20 protein-coding genes and 1 riboswitch are annotated in these 19556 nt (G+C 30.0%); of the genes, 2 read left to right on the forward strand and 18 right to left on the reverse strand.

Translation table 11 applies throughout. From position 1 onward, the window contains the following. Positions 1 to 19 precede the first annotated feature (19 nt). The 18 genes from cbiD to cobC all read right to left on the reverse strand — a co-directional run bounded on the left by cbiD (position 20) and on the right by cobC (position 17615). Entirely contained in the window at positions 20 to 1111 is a 1092-nt protein-coding gene (gene cbiD / locus T514_RS0107520) for a cobalt-precorrin-5B (C(1))-methyltransferase CbiD (protein WP_027624220.1), read from the reverse strand. 14 nt (positions 1112 to 1125) lie between these two features. Further along, positions 1126 to 1758 (reverse strand): precorrin-8X methylmutase, encoded by a 633-nt coding sequence (locus tag T514_RS0107525; RefSeq protein WP_027624221.1) that lies wholly within the window; start codon positions 1756 to 1758, stop codon positions 1126 to 1128. 177 nt (positions 1759 to 1935) lie between these two features. Beyond that, positions 1936 to 3261 carry a cobyrinic acid a,c-diamide synthase CobB gene (locus T514_RS0107530; RefSeq protein WP_027624222.1) on the reverse strand — a complete coding sequence of 442 codons (1326 nt, stop codon included), beginning with the start codon at positions 3259 to 3261 and terminating at the stop codon, positions 1936 to 1938. A gap of 15 nt (positions 3262 to 3276) precedes the next feature. Continuing rightward, positions 3277 to 4545, reverse strand: coding sequence for a glutamate-1-semialdehyde 2,1-aminomutase (gene hemL / locus T514_RS0107535; protein ID WP_027624223.1), 1269 nt, complete (start codon positions 4543 to 4545; stop codon positions 3277 to 3279). A gap of 14 nt (positions 4546 to 4559) precedes the next feature. Continuing rightward, the gene (gene hemB / locus T514_RS0107540; RefSeq protein ID WP_027624224.1) at positions 4560 to 5522 is read right to left on the reverse strand and encodes a porphobilinogen synthase; all 963 of its coding nucleotides are present in this window, start codon (positions 5520 to 5522) and stop codon (positions 4560 to 4562) included. Between the two features lie 14 nt (positions 5523 to 5536). Continuing rightward, the gene (cobA, locus tag T514_RS0107545) at positions 5537 to 6997 is read right to left on the reverse strand and encodes a uroporphyrinogen-III C-methyltransferase (RefSeq protein ID WP_027624225.1); all 1461 of its coding nucleotides are present in this window, start codon (positions 6995 to 6997) and stop codon (positions 5537 to 5539) included. Positions 6998 to 7006: 9 nt separating this feature from the next. Next, on the reverse strand, positions 7007 to 7879 hold the full coding sequence (gene hemC, locus T514_RS0107550; RefSeq protein WP_027624226.1) for a hydroxymethylbilane synthase: 873 nt from the start codon (positions 7877 to 7879) through the stop codon (positions 7007 to 7009). Next, a complete protein-coding gene (locus T514_RS0107555) occupies positions 7857 to 8531 on the reverse strand; it encodes an NAD(P)-dependent oxidoreductase (protein WP_051541907.1) in 675 nt (224 codons plus the stop codon). The genes hemC and T514_RS0107555 overlap by 23 nt, the downstream gene beginning before the upstream one ends. Continuing rightward, positions 8489 to 9685, reverse strand: coding sequence for a glutamyl-tRNA reductase (gene hemA, locus T514_RS0107560; protein WP_027624228.1), 1197 nt, complete (start codon positions 9683 to 9685; stop codon positions 8489 to 8491). Before hemA ends, T514_RS0107555 begins: the two co-directional genes overlap by 43 nt. 33 nt (positions 9686 to 9718) lie before the next feature. Then, a complete protein-coding gene (cbiQ, locus tag T514_RS0107565) occupies positions 9719 to 10432 on the reverse strand; it encodes a cobalt ECF transporter T component CbiQ (protein WP_156939838.1) in 714 nt (237 codons plus the stop codon). Next, positions 10395 to 10694, reverse strand: coding sequence for an energy-coupling factor ABC transporter substrate-binding protein (locus tag T514_RS0107570; RefSeq protein WP_027624230.1), 300 nt, complete (start codon positions 10692 to 10694; stop codon positions 10395 to 10397). Before T514_RS0107570 ends, cbiQ begins: the two co-directional genes overlap by 38 nt. Beyond that, a complete protein-coding gene (locus T514_RS0107575) occupies positions 10695 to 11411 on the reverse strand; it encodes an energy-coupling factor ABC transporter permease (protein WP_027624231.1) in 717 nt (238 codons plus the stop codon). It lies immediately after the preceding gene. Between the two features lie 43 nt (positions 11412 to 11454). Further along, the gene (locus tag T514_RS0107580) at positions 11455 to 12552 is read right to left on the reverse strand and encodes a pyridoxal phosphate-dependent aminotransferase (protein ID WP_027624232.1); all 1098 of its coding nucleotides are present in this window, start codon (positions 12550 to 12552) and stop codon (positions 11455 to 11457) included. Between the two features lie 20 nt (positions 12553 to 12572). Next, on the reverse strand, positions 12573 to 13532 hold the full coding sequence (gene cbiB / locus T514_RS0107585) for an adenosylcobinamide-phosphate synthase CbiB (RefSeq protein ID WP_027624233.1): 960 nt from the start codon (positions 13530 to 13532) through the stop codon (positions 12573 to 12575). A 23-nt stretch (positions 13533 to 13555) separates the two neighbouring features. After that, positions 13556 to 15028 (reverse strand): cobyric acid synthase, encoded by a 1473-nt coding sequence (locus tag T514_RS0107590; RefSeq protein ID WP_027624234.1) that lies wholly within the window; start codon positions 15026 to 15028, stop codon positions 13556 to 13558. A 311-nt stretch (positions 15029 to 15339) separates the two neighbouring features. Then, positions 15340 to 15522: riboswitch (cobalamin riboswitch) on the reverse strand. A 57-nt stretch (positions 15523 to 15579) separates the two neighbouring features. Further along, positions 15580 to 16338 (reverse strand): adenosylcobinamide-GDP ribazoletransferase, encoded by a 759-nt coding sequence (gene cobS, locus T514_RS0107600; protein ID WP_027624235.1) that lies wholly within the window; start codon positions 16336 to 16338, stop codon positions 15580 to 15582. A gap of 12 nt (positions 16339 to 16350) precedes the next feature. Then, positions 16351 to 16905 carry a bifunctional adenosylcobinamide kinase/adenosylcobinamide-phosphate guanylyltransferase gene (gene cobU, locus T514_RS0107605; RefSeq protein WP_027624236.1) on the reverse strand — a complete coding sequence of 185 codons (555 nt, stop codon included), beginning with the start codon at positions 16903 to 16905 and terminating at the stop codon, positions 16351 to 16353. A 119-nt stretch (positions 16906 to 17024) separates the two neighbouring features. Continuing rightward, a complete protein-coding gene (gene cobC, locus T514_RS0107610) occupies positions 17025 to 17615 on the reverse strand; it encodes an alpha-ribazole phosphatase (protein ID WP_027624237.1) in 591 nt (196 codons plus the stop codon). A gap of 247 nt (positions 17616 to 17862) precedes the next feature. Between cobC and T514_RS0107615 the strand changes: the two genes are divergently transcribed. Further along, on the forward strand, positions 17863 to 18660 hold the full coding sequence (locus tag T514_RS0107615; protein ID WP_027624238.1) for a putative ABC transporter permease: 798 nt from the start codon (positions 17863 to 17865) through the stop codon (positions 18658 to 18660). A gap of 25 nt (positions 18661 to 18685) precedes the next feature. After that, on the forward strand, positions 18686 to 19513 hold the full coding sequence (locus T514_RS0107620) for an MBL fold metallo-hydrolase (protein WP_051541909.1): 828 nt from the start codon (positions 18686 to 18688) through the stop codon (positions 19511 to 19513). The last annotated feature ends 43 nt before the right edge of the window (positions 19514 to 19556 follow it).

The raw sequence follows: 19556 nt of genomic DNA on the forward strand, positions 1-19556 counted from the left end.
ACTCTTCACTATCTATTCTTCACTCTTTATTAGTTAAGTTTTCATCTATAAATAGATTTTTCTCCATAGAAAACATAACAAGTTTTGGTTCTATATCATCATAGGTATATATCTTTACTCTTTTTCTAATCTTCTCTGCTATCCTTCTGTAGAGTTCTTCATAATCGTCCCCTAGAAGTTTTACTGCACCTTCTGTGGTTTTTTCATTATAAACCTTTTCCACTAGTTCTCTGTCATATCCCATAAGTGCAAGTTCTAATGCTATAACTTCTAGTCTAACATCACATACTCTACTGTGAGTATTAAAACATCCCGCTGCTATTTTGCAAAGTTTTCCTATATGTCCTATTAAAGTTATATTCTTTATACCTTTTTCCTTACAGCAATCTAGTGCAAAGCCTACATAGTTAGATATAACCACCATTTTGTTTACATCTAATCCTAGCTCCTTACCTCTTTTTTCTCCTATATTTCCAAAAACTAATATTAAATCCTTATGTCCTTTAGCTACCTTTTGAGTTATTTCTATTTTTATAGATTCCTTTAAAGCATCTTCAGACATAGGCATTACAATACCTGAAGTACCAAGTATAGAAATTCCTCCAACAATATTTAATCTAGGATTAAAAGTTTTTGGTGCTATTTCTTCCCCTCTTGGAACAAAAATAGTAATTTCTACTCCCTTTTCTTTTGGCAATACCCCCATTACCTCATTTTGTATCATGGTTCTTGGTACAGGATTTATAGCTGGATCTCCTATAGGTACATAAAGACCTTCCCCTTTAACAACCCCTACTCCTTTGCCTCCTTTTAAGTTATAGCCTGAAGCTCTCTTTTCAGCTCTAGCCCATATTTCAAGACCATGAGTAGCATCTGGATCATCTCCACCATCTTTTATAACACAGCATTCTACAAAATCCTCACCAAAGTTTATTTTTTCAATACCTATGGTGAGTTTTATTCCTTTAGGCGTATCTATGCTTATTTCCTTTAGCTTTTTCTCATTATATAACATTATAGTTGCCGCTTTTGCCGCTGCTGTTGCACAGGAACCTGTAGTATATCCACATCTTAATCTTTTACCATCTACAGTTACATACATATCAAGCATTTATTATCACCTGCTTAGTCTCTTTCTACTATCATATACATTAAAGCATTTACAATTGCTGCTGCTACATTACTTCCGCCTTTTCTTCCTCTTACAGTTATCATTGGAACATCTAGCTGCTTTTCTGCTTCTGCTTTAGATTCAGCTGCTCCAACAAATCCTACTGGTGATCCAACTATAAACTTAGGATTTGCTTTTCCTTCCTTAGTAAGTTCCATAAGTTTAAATAATGCAGTTGGTGCATTACCAAACACAAAAAATTCTACTCCATCTTCAACTGCTTTTTCCACTCCTGCCATAGAACGAGTTATTCCCTTTTCCTTTGCTATCTTTGCTACATCTTCGTTAGAAACATAACACTCTACATTACAATTTAATTTTTTTAAGGCAGCTTTATTCATTCCTGACTTAGCCATATTAGTATCTGTATAAATAGTTACTCCCTTTTTTAAAAGTTCTTTTGCTGCTTCTATAGCACCTTCCCTAATATAAACAATGTTTTGATAATCAAAATCTCCTGTGGTATGTATTGTCCTCTTTACTATCTTTAATTCTTCTTCTGTAAAATTGTGTGGAGCCATTTCTTCTCCTATAATTTCAAAGCTTTTTTCTTCTATAGCCATTGGCTTTTTAACATAATCTATCACTTTAACAACACCCTTCTTAATCAGTTGACAGTTGACAATTGACAAAGAACAGTTAAGGACGGAATTTTTTATGGAGTAAAAAATTCCAATAAAATATATAATTTTGTTTTTTAAGCTTAGATTAGAAAAACATCCTTAACTGTCAACTATGCTATATAATCTGTGCTCTGTTATCTGTTATCTGCTGTAAATCATTTGCTTTAAAAAATCAATATTTCCTAGGAAATGTATATGAGCATATCCAGCCAAAGTATTATTTTTTATATACCCACATTTCCACTCTTTTGTTTTTCCATCATACATAGTTTTTTTAAGTTTATATATCTTATTATCCTCTGTAGTTACACATGACTTATGAAACTCATGACATTTTATCTTTGTTCCTTTAGATATAATTTTATTATCTTCATCTATCTCTATTTCTGCATAACCAAAGTTTTGAAGTCTTTTTGTCATAGTAGCTTTTCCACTAAAGAATCCTACTGTGTTACACTGAATCTCTCCATTATCTATGGCTTCTGTAAGATACATAAGCCCTCCACATTCTGCATAACATTTTTGTCCGTTATCTAAGGCATCCTTTATACTTTTAAGCATAGTTTTATTATTGCTTAATTCCTTTAAAAACACCTCTGGGTAACCTCCGCCTATATAAAGAAAATCTAATCCTTCTGGTAAAGTTTTATCCTTTAATGGACTAAAATAAATTAACTCACCTACTTCACTTAAAAGCTCTAAATTTTCTTTGTAGTAAAAACTAAATGCTTTATCATAGGCTACACCTATTTTAAGTCCTTTATTTTCTAAATGAAAATTATCTTCATATTTTGGCGTTTCTTTAAAATGTTTTATAATATCTTCTATATCTACATGCTTTAAAATAAGTTCACTACATGCATCTACTCTTTCTTCTAAATCATCTATTTCACTACTTTGAATAAGCCCTAAATGTCTACTACCTAAAATTAGTCTTTCATCCTTAGGAACATATCCAAATACTTTAATTTTACAATTATATTCTATAGCTGCTTTTAATAAGTTATAATAACTCTCACTTATATTATTAAGTATTACTCCTAATATATTTACATTCTCTTCAAAATTTACAAGACCATTTATTTCTGCACATAAAGTAGCAACTTGTGCTTTAGGAGATATCACTAGTATTACTGGAAGTCCTAGAGTTTTAGCTACATGTGCTGTAGAACATTCTGAATCTATTCCTCTACCATCATAGAGCCCCATAACACCTTCTACTACACCTAAATCCCCCTGGCCTCTAGAATAAGATGACTTCACACCATTTTCTCCCATAAGGTAAAGATCTAAATTTCTTGATGATTTTCCTGTTATTCTAGAATGAAAAGCTGAATCTATATAATCTGGCCCAACTTTATATCCCTGCACATCAAAACCTTTTTTCATTAAAGCTTTTATAATTCCTAAAGTAATAGTTGTTTTTCCGCCACCACTACTATTTGAAGATATCACTATACTTTTCATAGTTTCACCTTTTCCTTAGAATTTTTTCATAGCTTCTAAAAATTTCTCAATTTCTGATTCCGTATGTTTAACTCCTATGAACATAGCTTCAAATTGTGATGGAGCTGTATATATTCCTTCACCTAACATATGCTCAAAGAATTTTCCGAATAATTTAGTATCACAATTCTTAGCATCTTCATAATTTCTTACTCTTTCTTTTTCTGTAAAGAAAGGAGTAAACATAGCTCCACACCTATTTATAGTAAGTGGAATGCCCTTTTCTTTAGCTATTTCCTTCATTCCTTCTGCAAGTTTGTGGCCTACATTTTCCATGTGTTCATAATAATTTTGATTTTCATAAAGTTTCTTTAAAGTAGCATATCCTGCTGCCATAACCACTGGGTTTCCAGACATAGTTCCTGCTTGATATACTGGTCCTATTGGAGATAATTTTTCCATTATCTCTCTCTTACCACCATATGCACCAGTTGGAAGTCCGCCTCCCATGATCTTTGCATAAGTTGTAATATCAGGTGCTATACCACAAAGACTCTGCGCTCCTTTATAAGCTACTCTAAATCCTGACATAACTTCATCAAATATAAGTATTGCTCCGTATTTAGTACAGACATCTCTAAGTCCCTGTAAGAACTCTTTTTCTCCCGGGATAACACCCATATTCCCAGCTACAGGTTCAACTATAACTCCAGCTATATCTTCACCATATTTCTCAAATAATGCTTTTACACTTTCTATATCATTGTATTGAGCAATTAAAGTGTTCTGTATACTTCCTTCTGGCACTCCAGGAGAACCTGGTATTCTTTCTGTAAGCACACCCGAACCTGCTTCTACTAAGAATCCATCAAAATGCCCATGATAGCAACCAGCAAATTTTATTATTTTATCTCTTTTTGTATATCCTCTTGCAAGTTTTACAGCACTCATAGTAGCCTCTGTACCTGAGTTAACCATTCTAATCATATCAACATTATCTAGTGTATTAACCATATGTCTTGCAAGTATTAATTCTGATTCTGTTGGTGCACCGAAACTTATTGCATTTTCTAAAGCTTCTTTTATAGCCTTTACTACATCCTCATCGTTATGTCCAAGTATCATAGGTCCCCAAGAAGCTACAAAATCTATGTATTCTTTTCCATCTTCATCCCATATATGTGAACCTAATCCCTTTTTAATAACTGGTGGATTAACAGTAACGTTTCTAAAAGCCCTAACTGGACTATTAACTCCACCTGGCATATATTTTTTTGATTCCTCAAATATCTCTAAATTTCTCAAAAATATCAACTCCCTTACTTAATCCACTTTGCTGCATCAAGTGCATAATAAGTTATAATCATATCTGCACCAGCCCTTTTTATAGATAATAACATTTCTAACGCAATTCTCTTTTCATCTATAAGTCCCATCTTTGCTGCTGCTTTAACCATGGCATATTCTCCACTTACACTATAAGCCGCAACTGGCATATCACATCTATCTTTAGCCCATCTTATAACATCTAAGTATGATAGAGCAGGTTTAACCATTATTATATCTGCTCCTTCTTCTATATCACTTTGTATTTCAAGCATAGCTTCTCTTATATTACCTGGATCCATTTGATAAGTTTTTCTATCTCCAAACTGTGGAGCAGAATCTGCTGCTTCTCTAAATGGTCCATAGAAGGCTGAACAATATTTTGCACTGTAAGACATTATTGGAATATCTTTAAATTCATTTTCATCTAATCCTTCTCTTATAGCATCAATTCTTCCATCCATCATATCCGATGGTGCTATCATATCAGCTCCTGCTTTAGCATGAGATACAGCAATTTTAGCTAAATATTCTAAAGTTTTATCATTATCAACATCATGGCCACAAATAATTCCACAATGTCCATGACTTGTGTATTCACACATACAAACATCTGTAATAACATAAAGTTCTGGAGCTAACTCTTTTATCTTTCTTATTGCTTTTTGAATTATTCCATTATCATCATAAGCGTCACTTCCTACTTCATCCTTATGTTCTGGAATTCCAAATAATATTATTCCTTTAACCTTACAATCTACAACTTCTTTAATGATTTCATCTAATCTATCTATTGAAAAATGATAATTATTAGGTAAAGAGCTTATTTCCTTTTTAATATTTTCTCCTTCTACCACAAATATTGGATATATAAAATCATCTGGAGTTAAAATAGTCTCCCTAACCATACTTCTTATAGCTTGATTTTTTCTAAGTCTTCTATGTCTGTCAAACATAATTAACACCCCTATTATTTCATATTTAATAATTTGTGAATCATTCCATCAGTAGTATATTCATCGCAAACTAAGTGTTCAATTCCGTTCTTTTCTAGTTCTTCTGCTGTGATTGGTCCTATAGCTAAACACTGCTTCTTCTGAAGATTTTCTAATCCTACCATATCTATCATATTTCTGACGATACTTGGACTAGTAAATAACACTATATCCACATCTTCAAAAGCTTCTGGGTTTGGTAAATCTCCTTTAACTATTTCATAAGTAGTTACTTCATCTACTATACAACCTATTCCATTTAATGCTCCAACTAAATATTCCCTAGCCTGCTTTGAACGAGGAAGTAGTATTTTGTCTCCTTCCTTTAAATGAGGTTTCATTTGCACAAATAAGTCTTCTGCTACAAATTCCTTTGCTATAATTTCAGCCTTAATTCCTCTAGATAAAAGAGCTTTTTCTGTGGCAGGTCCAATGGCTGCAAATTTAGCTTTCATATTTCTTATATCGTATTCCTTTTGAATTAAGTAATCAAAGAATACATTTACACCATTTACACTAGTTAAAACTATGTAACCATAATCTTTTAATTTATCCATATAACCTTCTAAATTATTCTTAGTTTGCTTAACCTTTATGGCATTAATTTCGGTAACTTGTGCTCCTAAATCACTTAATTTTTCTCTTAATTCTTTTGCTTGTTCTCTTGAGCGAGTAACGCATATATTTTTACCAAATAGAGGTTTTCTCTCAAACCAATTAAACTTATCATTAAATTGAACTACTTCACCTACTAGAATAATACAAGGAGAACTTATCTTAGTAGCCTCTGCTTTTTCTTTTATGTCTTTAAGTGTTCCTATAGCTTTTTTCTGTTTTGATGTAGTTCCTCTCATTATAATGGCACAAGGAGTACTTTCACTCATACCATTTTCCATAAGTCTATTTCTGATTATGTCTAAATTTTTAAAACCCATTAAAAATATTAATGTACCACCAACATTAGCTACAGCTTTCCAGTCTATATTAAGCTTATCTGCAGTCATACCTGTAAACACATGAAATCCTTGTGCTATGGCTCTATGTGTTACAGGAATACCTGCATAATTTGGTACAGATATAGCTGAAGTTATGCCTGGAATAACTTCAAATTCTATATTTTCCTCTATAAGTCTTAATATTTCTTCTCCTCCACGTCCAAATACAAAAGGATCTCCACCTTTTATTCTTCCAACTACATGACCCCTTTTAGCAAGTTGAACTAACATTTCATTTATTTCTTCCTGAGTTTTATAATGACATCCTGGTTCTTTTCCACAGTAGTATATTTCACACTCTTCATTTAAGTACTTTAGTATTCCTGGTCCTGCCAATCTATCATACATAACAGCTGTGCATTTTTTTAACATTCTTACAGCCTTTAAAGTTATAAGTTCTTCATCTCCTGGTCCTGCTCCTATAAGATATACTTTTTCCATAGTAACCTCCTACGCATTGATAATTTTTTTAGCTAAATTTTTTCCTAGTTCTTCAAATGCTTCTGTATTTCCTTCTATATCTTTTTTTATTATTCTTCCGCCTATTTCATATATTCCAACTACATACATTAAATCTTTTTCTAGAGTTGCATAAGCTCCTATAGTGGAATGACAATCTCCTTTAAGTTCTCTCATAAAACTTCTTTCAGCTTCTACACAAATTCTTGTTTTTCTATGTTCTATATCTTTAACAATTTCAATAGCTTCGCTTTCAACTTTAGTCTCTAGTCCTAAAGCTCCCTGTCCTATAGCAGGAACTATATCCATAGCTTCAAAGTAATTTGTAATTACATTTTCCATATTAAGTCTTTTAAGTCCTGCTGCTGCAAGTATTGTCCCATGTAAGTTTAACTCTTGAATTTTTCTAATTCTTGTTTGAACATTACCTCTTATAGGAACTATTTCTACATCTGGTCTCAAAAGTTTTAGCTGAGCTGCTCTTCTTCTGCTACTTGTGCCTACCTTTGCTCCTTTAGGTAATTCCATAAAAGGAGTTTCGTCTCTTGATACAAATACATCTCTAACATCTTCTCTTTCTGGTATAGCAGCCATTGTAAACATTGGTGGTATTTCATAAGGTACATCCTTCATGCTATGTACTGCTATATGAGCTCTGTCCTCTAATAAGGCCATTTCTATTTCCTTTACAAAAAGACCCTTTCCACCTATTTTGTCTAAAGTTTTATCTAGTATTTTATCTCCTAAAGTATCCATTAAAAGTTTTTCACATTCTACATTATGTTTTTCTTTTATCATATTTATAACTAAATCTGTCTGAGTCTGAGCCAAACTACTTTTTCTAGTAGCAACTATTAATTTCAAAATTATTACCTCCATCATAAAACATTTTTAAAATATTTTCATGCTGATTCTTTTTATAAAAGAAATAGAAGTCCTCCGAAGCCACAAACTCCATAATTTCATCTTTATTATGAAAGTCCTTAATTCTATTTCTTAATGAATAACTATATTCCACAAAGGAATCATACTCATATAAAACTTTACTTAATTTATTTGCTAAATATCTTGAAGTCTTAGGACTTCCACCTTTAGTATTTATTCCAAAGGAAGTTACATTTGTGCTTCTTTGACAAGGAACCACAAATAATCCTTTCTTAAAATCTGTGCAATCTAAATAAAGTTTACTGAGTTCATTGCAGTGTTTTTTTATAAGTGAATTTATTTCTTCATTATTTACTGCTATTACAATAAGGTGGTTATTTAAAATATATTCTCTATTATATTCCGATTTTATAAGCCTGACATTACTAAAACTTTCTATGCTATTAAAATCTTCACAGAACTCTTTAGAAACTACTGTTAAATTACAGCCCTTTTTACTAAAAGTTTTTGCCTTTATAAATCCCGCTCTTCCTCCACCTATTATAAGAACATTCGTCTTATCTGATATAAGAGAAATAAATGTATAATCTATTCCCCTACATAAAATATTCTCTGTATTATGTTCAGGCATTCATCTAACCTGCCTTTCAACTGTTCTTCCTTTAAAACCTCTATAGCTCTATTAACATAAACATTAGAAGTACTTTTCAAAAGAACTTCAGCTAATTTATCAGTGTCTTTTGTGTATTTTTTATTTTTAAAGGTCTTATACCTTTTTCTATATACATCTTCACCGCACTTTTTAAGTTTCCTTATTTCAGGAGATATATCCCTTATCTTTTGCCAATCTAAAAACTCTTGCATATATTTATCTAATATATATTTATTGCTATTCATTATTTCTTCTCTTTTATGACAGTTTTCATCATTCATTAAACTAATTCTATCTATATCATAAAGTTGTATATTTTTCATGCAGCCAATACTTTCCTCAACATCTCTTGGTACAGCCAAATCATATATAACCATTTTCTTTTCTGGAAGCTCCGCAGAATGTACTACTATATGTGGAGCAGAAGTACAACTTATTATACAATCTACATCCTTATAAAAATTTTGCCTTTCATTAAAATGTATAATCTCTACTCTTTTATCATCTATATTAACAACAGATGTATTTCTCACAGCTATATATAACTTATCAAAACTTCCTGAAAGTATATACTTACATGCTAAGCTTCCTACTTCCCCATATCCTAAAACCATAAAACTTCTTGCTCCCATTCTTCTTCCTTCATTTACAGCTATTGAAGCAGAAGATACAGGTATAGTATATAATTTTGATTCAAATCTAAATTCTTTTCCACAAGTAATGGCCATTTGAAAAAGTTTTTGTATATCTTTCTTTACACTCTTAGACTGTAGGGCTATTTCATAAGCATCTTTTATCTGTGCTAATATCTGATCTTCTCCTAATATCAAAGAATCAAATCCACATATTACTCTCATAAGATGATCTACCATTTTTTCATTTTCATAATGAAAAGTATACTTTATATAATTTTTATCCCAATGTAATCTATCAAATATTTCAAGAATTATTTCTTCATAATCCTTAGATGTATTAAAATACACCTCTGTTCTGTTACAGGTGCTTAATATAAGCACCTCATCACATACTTCTTTAAGACTTTCTAAGCAACTATCATAATGTTTTTGTATTATAGAAAGCTTTTCTCTTATTTCCAATTTAACGTTGCTCTTTACTCCTAAAACTCCTATCATCAAACTATCATCTCCATTAATTGCTTAGATTTATTAAAACGATGCTTTATTAAAAAAAACCGTAGAAGAGATCAACAAAATATCATATAAGCATATTAATGCAAATCTTCTTCTAGAAAAATCAAATTTTTCGTCTAAATATGGCATATATCCCTTATAACATCTACTGTTAATTCCGTCACTTATACTTTTCCATCTTTCCATGGTGTTTACAAATAAAAGAGCTGCCATTTTTCCTGTGTCCTTTATTTTAGATGAAAAACTACTAAATCCTCCACGTGATTTCATTGCGCAATACATAATATTATACTCTTCATTGATAAGAATTAAAAATCTTTCCATAGATTTTGCTATATCGCATATGTCTCTTAATCCTTTATTTTTAGCAAACAAATATAAAACCTGATCTATGGGAGTAGATAAGGAAAAAAATGACAGACACAACCCTGCAGATAAACTTTTAAGTACTATTATTACAGCATAACTCCATCCATAATCAAACAATAAAGTAATAGAAGAAAAGGCTGCAAAACCTGCTATCTCTAAGCTAAATTTTGCTACTATTGCTTTATTATTCCTGATTTTTATATGTAATAGCACAAAAAACAGTATATTACCAATGATGATAATGGGATTTTTTACAAATCCCATTATTATTATTGGCATTACTGCTAGTAAAATCTTTTCTACAGGATGTACATCTGTTAATTTATTTGTTCTGGACAGAGCCATTATTAGCTTTAACATTGCTTTTCTTTCCTATATAAAATCCTATAAATCCTGCTCCTATAGCTGCCTGTACTGCAAAAAGAAGACTTTCTATTTCTCCAGATGGTGGTTCCCATATACTACTAAACCATGGTTCGTAATCTGCATTAGTAGCTTTTATTGTATCTTCAATTTGGTCATCAGCTCCTCCAAATTCTCCACCTTTTCTAGTTCCAATTGCTAATGATCCTATTATGACTAAAAAACATACTAATAATAAAGATATAGTTCTCTTTTTCAATTATTTCACCTCACTAAGTATTTCTAGTTCTTTACCTGAATGGCTTTCTATAAATTCAAATATAACAACTGTTAATATTCCTTCTACTATTGCAAGAGGAATTTGTGTTATTGAGAATATAGAGAAAAATTTAATAAATGCTGCTCCAAATCCGCCACCTGGGAAAGCTAATGCAAGCTGCACTGAAGTTACAAAATAAGTAACTAAATCTCCAATACATGCTGCTAAAAATACTGCTACTCTTTTGTTCTTGTTCTTTAATGCTCTATAAAGAATGTAAGAAACTATAGGTCCTGCTATACCCATAGATACTGTATTAGCTCCAAGAGTAGTTAATCCACCATGAGCAAGTAAAATTGCTTGGAATAATAATACTATAACTCCTACCACTGAAGATACAAATGGTCCAAATAATATAGCTGAAAGACCTGTACCTGTTGGATGAGAACAACTTCCTGTAACTGAAGGTATTTTCATTGCTGAAAGAATAAATGCATAAGCTGCTACTAATCCTAAAAGCATTTTTATATCTTTGTTTGAACTACTTTTGCTTCTAACCTGCTTAAGTCCAATAATTACAAATGGTGCTGCTATAACAAAATATACTCCAGCCCAAGTAGGTGGTAAAAATCCTTCCGCTATATGCATAGCATAAACATTTGGCGTAATTGTAAGTACAAATGCCATCATCATTAAGAGTGTAAATTTTTTTGTCATTTAAAGTCCCTCCATATTAATATTTTATAATTAATAATATTAATTAAATAATTATCAAGTTTAGTTTTTTAATTAACAATTCATTTTTTTCTCTATCTTTAATAGCGAATCTCACAAAACTTTTATCAAGTCTTATGAAATTATCACACTTTCTTATAACTATTCCCTCTTTTATGCATAATTCATATAACCTATCACAATCTATTCCTTTAAGCTTGCATAATACAAAATTACTATAGGTTTTATAAACTTTTTCTATATATGATATTTTCTCTAATTCTTTAGGCAAATAATTTTTTTCTTCATTAATCCATGTAATAGATTTTTTTATGTACTCTTTGTCCTTCAAAACATATTTGGCTGCAAGTTCTGCAAAACAATTTATATTCCAAGGATTTTGCTTTTTTCTTATTTTATTTAATATCTCTTCATTTTTGCTTATTCCAAACCCAAGCCTTATAGCTGGCATAGCATAGAATTTTGTTAAAGCCCTTATTACAAAAATACATTTAAAGTTTTCTAATTCTTCTACAAAGCTGTTCTCTATATTTCCTGTAAATTCAATAAAAGCTTCATCTATAATTACAGTTTTTCCTTTTTCTTCACAGTATTTTAATATAGGAAGAAATTTATTTTTATCTATTATTCCCCCATTAGGATTATTAGGATTTCCTATTATTAAAGCTTGAACTTTATCTATACTATTTTGTATTCCTTTGTAATCATATTCCATATTCTCATTCATAGATAAATGAAAAATATTTAGCCCCCACTTCTCAGCATCTTCTTGATATTCACCAAAAGATGGAGGCATTATTAAAATACTCTCAAAACAAGAAATAACTAAATCTATAATTTCTGCTGCTCCATTCCCTAAAACCAAGTTACTTTCTTCTATTAAACACTTATTTTTACTTGCGTTAGAATGAAACAATTCATAACCACTATTTATATATCTTGTTAAGTTTTCCTTCAGCTCCCTATATTTTGCATCAGGGTATCTATTTAATGACTGAATTCCCTCTTCTATATGTTTTTTAAAGCTTTCTGGAATTCCTAAAGGGTTAATATTTGAACTAAAATCTATTAATTCTCTTCCTTTTAATATACCTTCTGTATATATATCTCCACCATGCTGCAATACTTTACACCTTCTTTATATTAAAGATTAATTAAAGCTAAAACAACTAATCCGTAAAATAACATTAACAAAATTTCTGAAGCATACATTAATTTTATGCTGTAAAATATATGAATAAAATTTAATTCTTTATTTTTATCTCCAATGGTAGGCTTGTAAACAACTTCTCCAAAGTATACATTAGTCCCTCCAATTTGTATTCCCATAGCTCCTGCTGTTGCCGCCTCAGGATATGCACAATTGGGGCTTTTATGATTCTTTCTATCTCTTATCATTATTTTAAAACTCTCCAAAATATTCCCTTTTACTACTGGTGCTGTAAGACACATAAGTATACCTGAAAGTCTTGCTGGTATAAGATTAAACACATCATCTACCTTTGCTGGAAAGAATCCTATATGGAGATATTTTTCATTCATATATCCAAGCATAGAATCCATAGTGTTTATACCTTTATACATCATAGCTAAAGGAGCACCACCAATTATTCCATAAAAAAGCGGAGCTATTACACCATCAGAAGCATTTTCTGCTACAGTTTCTACATCTGCTCTTATTATCTCTTTTTCTGTTAGCTCACTAGTATCTCTTCCTACTATATATGAAAGCTTTACTCTTGCATCCTCTATATCTCTGTTTTTTAGTGCATTATATACCTTTATAGCTTCATTTTTAAGACACTTAGCTGCTAAAGTTGTCCATAGAATAACTATATTGAAAATGTGATAAATCCATAAGTTATTCTTTGCTAAAAACAATATTAAAAAAGGAATTATAAAAGAAATACTAGCTACAATTACTACTATAAGTCCTCCAAAAGCTTTTAATGCCTTATTACTTTTACAAAACTTTCTTCCTCTTTTATCCAAAAAACTTATAAGCTTTCCTATATATATTACAGGATGGGGAAACCAATAAGGATCTCCCACTATCCAATCTATAATCACTGCTAATAATATGTCTATAAAATTCATTAACATATAAAAAGAAATGTTAATCACCTCTATCTTTTAATGCCCATAACTTGATAAATATAGTCTATGTCCATATTTTGTCTTACTAAGTCTGCAAGTATATCTAAATTCTTTTCTCTCAAGTTTTCATAAACCTTTGATTTCTTTAACTCCAAACCTTTTTCTTTTCTTAATCTATTTATAATATTTTCTCTGAAATTCACTCCGTCAAATACTCCATGAATATAGCTTCCCATTACATTTCCATTTTCGTTTACTGCTCCATCTTTTCTTTCAACATTCTTTCCATTTTCGTCATATATGGTGAAAAGTGGTTTAGCATTTTCTCCATATGAACATATACCCATATGTATTTCATATCCATATACTTCAACATCCTTAGATGTGGCTTTTACTCTTGTAGTAACTTTTTCTTTTTCAAATACTGTTTCCACATCTAAAAGACCAATTCCTACTGTTTCTTTATTATCTGTTTCTACTCCATAAGGGTCTTTTAAAGTTTTACCAAGCATTTGATATCCACCACATACTCCTACTACTAATCCATCCTTGGCATATTCCTTTATTAAATCTTCTAAACCTGATTCTCTTAAAGATAGTAAGTCATCTATAGTATTTTTAGTTCCTGGTAAAATCAACAAATCTGGATTCCCAAAATTATCTTTTGAAGTTATATATCTTGTAGATACATCTTCCTCAATTTTTAAAGCATCAAAATCTGTAAAATTAGATATGTGAGGAAGCTTTACTATTGCAATATCTATTGGAGCCTTTGCACTTTTATTAAATTCTACTGCTCCATCCTCGTCTTCTAAATCCAAGCTAAAATGCGGTACAACTCCAATTGTAGGTACTTTAATAATGTCTTCTAACATCTTTAAGCCCGGTTTTAGTATTTCTACATCTCCTCTGAACTTATTTATAATAGTTCCCTTTACTCTTTTTCTTTCTTCTTCATTAAATAGAACCATAGTACCTGCAAGAGAAGCAAACACTCCTCCCTTATCTATATCACCAGCTAAAAGTACCGGAGCATCTACCATTTCAGCTAATCCCATATTTACTATATCTCTGTCTCTTAGATTTATTTCTGCAGGACTTCCAGCTCCTTCAATTACTATTATGTCAAACTGCTTTTCCATTTCTTCAAATTGACTTTTTAGTTTATCTGCAAAATCCAATTTCATATTATGATATTCCATAGCAGTACTATTTCCAAAAACTCTACCATTAAAAATTATTTGACATTTCTTGTCACTAGTAGGTTTTAATAGTATAGGATTCATATATGCTTCTGGTTCTAATCCACAAGCATATGCTTGAAGCACTTGCGCTCTTCCCATTTCTTTACCATCATGAGTTATGTATGAATTCAAAGACATATTTTGAGATTTATATGGACAAACAGTATATCCATCTTGTTTAAATATTCTACATAATGCTGTTACTAATATACTTTTTCCAACTGAAGACCCTGTTCCTTGTATCATTATTTTTGCCAAATTAAACACCCCGCTTATATGATTAACGATTAATAATTAACATTTCGCCAATTAATAATTATATCATTCTAAATAATTATTAACAATTATGAACTAAAAAAAGAATCTAGCTGTGTCCCTAAATTTAATAAAAGGTATTTATTTTTAACTAGGAGGTTAAAAAATAAATTAGAATAAAGATGGACATTATTTATTCTAAGAACACAGCCCAAACAAAAACAGCAGACTTTCAAACCTGCTGAATCTAGACACAATAAAAAAACCGGCCAAAGCCGGAATTTTGCATATTGAGATTCTTTCCCGCCGAAAGTTCGTTCTTAAATACTTAGGCAGGTCTCCTGGCTTATGAATCACACTCCCCTTTTCCTTCCCCTTTTTTTCAAAAGAGTGGTTATAAAAGGTTCGTCATCAATTACAGTAGCGGGGGCTGCCGCGGAATTAAACCGCATTCCCTTTTCACCTAAAATCTAGGCACCTAAATATCATGTATTCATTTTTCGACTATAATTTTACTATACATTCAATAATTTGTCAATGTAAAAATATGAAAACTAACTATTTAAAATAGCTGTAAACAAAATAAGTACAGTCATTTCTACAAACTCATTATTTGCACCTAAGCAATCCCCAGTAATACCTCCAATTTTGCTATTGCAAAGTTGTAAAAATAATAAAGTTACTACAAAACCCAATGGAATTGCTATTATAGTATTATGTACACCAATTAGCCATACACTTAATCCAATAGTTATTAATAAACTTACTATAAAGTGCCCTGATGATGTGTTTTGTATAAACAGATTTCCAGTACCTGTTTTTTTAGCATTCTTTCCTATTAGTGATAGTAATATTGTACTACATCTACTTATTACAGGTGCTACAATTATAACTAAAGACATATTCTTTGATATTATAAAAGATAATGCTGCATACTTTGTTAATATATCAAAAATTAGCGCTACTGCTGCATAAGTTCCAATTCTACTGTCTTTCATTATTTCTATTATTTTATCCTTATCTCCTTTAAAGGAAAAAAATCCATCAAATATATCTCCAAAACCATCTTGATGAAGGCACCCTATTAAAAGTATTCCCACTAACAACACAAATATAGCAGTTATATTAGATGGAAAAACCTTTATACATACATAATAAGTGAGCCATTGTATTCCTCCTACTATGAAACCTATTATAGGAAACATAGCGGTTCCATCTCTAAAATTCTTCATATCACATGGAAGACTTTTTTTTACTGGTAATCTTGTTAAAAACTGAACCATAAGTAAAAGATCATAAAAATACTCTTTCATCTTCTGTCACTCCTATTTAATTTTTAATGGCTGTCCACAGCATACTAAATATATTTCATCAGAAAGACTTCCTATATATTGATTAACAAAACCTGCTATATCCCTAAATATTCTTCCCATTCTATAAGCAGGTACTAATCCCAATCCAACTTCATTAGTAACCATAACTATATCTTTATCTAATTCTCTTCCCTTTGAAATAAACTTAGTAATTTCTTCTTTTATTTTAAGAGTTATTTTATCTACTTCATCCATAGAGATAGTATCAAAATCTCTTTCTTCGCTAAACATTATATTTGTAGTCATAATAGTAACACAATCCAAAAGCACATATTTACTATTGCTATTCTCTAAAGCTTTATCCAAATCCACATACCCTTCATAAGTTTCCCATTTAGAATTTCTTCTTTCTCTATGCTTTTTCACTCTATCTTCCATTTCCTCATCTGTTACTATAGATGTAGCAATATATAAAACATCATCTTTATCCTTTAAAATATTTTCTGCAAAGGAGCTTTTGCCACTTCTAGCCCCTCCTGTAACTAATATAATTTTTCCTAAGCTCATTTTTACTCCTCCAAACTTGATTAAATAATAAATGATAAATATATAGATAATAATCTTTGTGTATAACAATTATTTCACTTTTTATTCTTTAATATTTATTGTCTATTATTAATCTTTTATCATTCGCAGTGAACTATAGAATCAATATAAAAATTTCCATATTCATATTTTATTAATGTCAAATCACCATTCTTTGTGCCAAATTTCCAAAACAAATCTGGATTTTCTCCTAATATGTATGCATAAATACTTTTTATAACCCCTCCATGGGTCACTATTAATATGTTTTCATGCTCAAGCTTTATTATATCTTCAATAAAGTTTTTTACCCTATTGTAAAATTCTATATAGCTTTCTCCTTTAGGTGGTGCATATCCCTTCCAATCTTCTGTCCACTTTTTCCACTCTTCTGGATATTGGCTTTCATTTTCTTCATAATTCTTTCCCTCAAAGTCTCCTAAATTCATTTCATTTATTCTTTCATCTTTTATTAATTCTACCTTTTTACCATAAAGAGCAATTTCAGCAGTTTGTATGGCTCTTTTCATCCCACTAGTATACACTTTATTAAATGATATGTTTTTTAATCTCTTACCAGCAGCTTCACATTGAGTCTTTCCCTCATCATTTAGTTCTACATCTAATTTACCATAATATACCCTTTTACTATTACTTTCAGTTTGCCCATGTCTTAACAAATAAATATTCATTATAAATATTCACCTCCAAAGAAGTTTCTTAGTATGTGAAATTATATTATTTCTTAAAAGGTATTATAAATCAATCCAAACTATTAAAAATATATCACTTAATAATTATAATTGCAAATATTGAGCTTAACATTTAATGCTTTTTAAAGGACTTCTACTACATTTATAGAATAATATACTTTAATATAATTCAAAACTTTAATCAATATTTATTTTGTTTAATTTTAATTTCTATTTGGAGGTTACCATGCAACATTGGTCTATTTTTCATTTTTCATTTTATTATTTATTTTATTGTTTTTGTATATATTCTTTTTTAGGTTGGACACTAGAAACAATTTATGCAACTGTTAAGAAAGGACATTTTGTAAATAGAGGTTTTTTAAAAGGAACCTTTTGTCCTATATATGGTTTTGGTGCTCTATCACTAATAGTTTTTTTATATCCAGTTTACAACAATTTAATTTTGCTATTTATGTGTTCTGTTATACTAACTACACTAATTGAATATTTTACAGGTTATATACTTGAAAAATGCTTTAACAGTGTATGGTGGGATTATAGTGACGTACCTTTTAATTTAAAAGGTAGAATTTGTTTAAGCTTTTCTTTGTTTTGGGGAATTATATCAATTTTTATTATAAAAATTATTCACCCTATAGTAGCTAAATTAATATCAATTATTCCTTTAAACGCCGGCATACCACTACTTTATTGTTTAACTTTTTATTTTATTACAGATTTTGCTACAACTATAATTGAAATAGTACAAATTAAATATATATTAAAGGAATTAGATATACTATCTAAACAAATAAAAGATAAGGTAGCATATATAAAAGAAAATGCCGCTGAAAAAACTCTCCAAAGAACCGAAAACATTGAAGAGAAAATAGAAGATCTAAAAAGCAAATATGAAGCTTTAACAAATAGAATAATGAATGAATACTCCAGACTTATCAAAGCTTTCCCTAATATTACTTCTAAAAAATTCAATCATATTTTAAATGAAATAAAAGAAAAGATTTCATTTAAAAAGAATTAATGTTTTGCATTTAAGGAGGAATATAATGGCAAAAAATTTACACTTTTTTAAAGTATGCACTTACATGTATGCACTTCACAAAAGAAACTTAAAAGCTTATTTTAAAAAAGCTACATCACCTTTAAACAACAGTTTAGAGAAAAATTCTCTTCAATGGATTGGTCATGCTACCGTTGTTATAAATATAGATAATAAAATTATAGTAACAGACCCTGTACTAAGTAATTATTTAGGTCATATTAAAAGACTTATAAAACCTTCTTTAGATTTATCTAAAATACACATAGATTACATACTATTATCCCATGGTCATATGGATCACTTAGATTTAAATACTCTAAGAAAATTAAATAAGGACGCTATAGTAATAGTTCCTAAAAGATTTTATTATTTAATTAAGGGATTAGGTTTTAAAAAAGTTATTCCAATATGCCCCAATAAAAAAATTAAATTTAATAATTTAGCAATATCTGTACTAGAAAGTCTTCATGATGGGAGAAGATATTATTTAGGAAAAAGATATAATAGTAATGCTTATCTTATTGATGATGGACATAAAAAAATATTTTTCCCTGGTGATACAGCTTACACAACAAACTTTAAAAATCTAAATACAGATATTGCCTTAATGCCTGTTGGATGCTATGTTCCTGATGAATTTAGAAAAATGCATTGTTCCCCTTATGAAAGTTTTAAAATGTTTAAAGAAATGAATGGAAAAATAATGATTCCTATTCATTACAGAACTTATATATTGGCTCAAGATGAAGATGACCATACATTAAACATACTTAAAAAAATAAATGATGGTTCTATAAAAATTTTAGAAATAGGAGAAACTTTTAAATTTTAATATATAAAACTCAATATTAAAAGCTGTAGATAAATTTACACTA

The organism is Clostridium lundense DSM 17049 (assembly GCF_000619945.1).
Lineage (GTDB): Bacteria > Bacillota > Clostridia > Clostridiales > Clostridiaceae > Clostridium_AO > Clostridium_AO lundense.

What these genes read in the sequence shown, in the direction of transcription:
- cbiD (WP_027624220.1), bottom strand. Translation starts at nt 1,111, where the DNA reads ATGCTTGATATGTATGTAACTGTAGATGGTAAAAGATTAAGATGTGGA.
- T514_RS0107530 (WP_027624222.1), bottom strand. Translation starts at nt 3,261, where the DNA reads ATGAAAAGTATAGTGATATCTTCAAATAGTAGTGGTGGCGGAAAAACA.
- hemB (WP_027624224.1), bottom strand. Translation starts at nt 5,522, where the DNA reads ATGTTTGACAGACATAGAAGACTTAGAAAAAATCAAGCTATAAGAAGT.
- cobA (WP_027624225.1), bottom strand. Translation starts at nt 6,997, where the DNA reads ATGGAAAAAGTATATCTTATAGGAGCAGGACCAGGAGATGAAGAACTT.
- T514_RS0107555 (WP_051541907.1), bottom strand. Translation starts at nt 8,531, where the DNA reads ATGCCTGAACATAATACAGAGAATATTTTATGTAGGGGAATAGATTAT.
- hemA (WP_027624228.1), bottom strand. Translation starts at nt 9,685, where the DNA reads ATGATAGGAGTTTTAGGAGTAAAGAGCAACGTTAAATTGGAAATAAGA.
- cbiQ (WP_156939838.1), bottom strand. Translation starts at nt 10,432, where the DNA reads ATGTTAAAGCTAATAATGGCTCTGTCCAGAACAAATAAATTAACAGAT.
- T514_RS0107575 (WP_027624231.1), bottom strand. Translation starts at nt 11,411, where the DNA reads ATGACAAAAAAATTTACACTCTTAATGATGATGGCATTTGTACTTACA.
- cbiB (WP_027624233.1), bottom strand. Translation starts at nt 13,532, where the DNA reads ATGTTAATGAATTTTATAGACATATTATTAGCAGTGATTATAGATTGG.
- cobS (WP_027624235.1), bottom strand. Translation starts at nt 16,338, where the DNA reads ATGAAAGAGTATTTTTATGATCTTTTACTTATGGTTCAGTTTTTAACA.
- cobU (WP_027624236.1), bottom strand. Translation starts at nt 16,905, where the DNA reads ATGAGCTTAGGAAAAATTATATTAGTTACAGGAGGGGCTAGAAGTGGC.
- cobC (WP_027624237.1), bottom strand. Translation starts at nt 17,615, where the DNA reads ATGAATATTTATTTGTTAAGACATGGGCAAACTGAAAGTAATAGTAAA.
- T514_RS0107615 (WP_027624238.1), top strand. Translation starts at nt 17,863, where the DNA reads ATGCAACATTGGTCTATTTTTCATTTTTCATTTTATTATTTATTTTAT.
- T514_RS0107620 (WP_051541909.1), top strand. Translation starts at nt 18,686, where the DNA reads ATGGCAAAAAATTTACACTTTTTTAAAGTATGCACTTACATGTATGCA.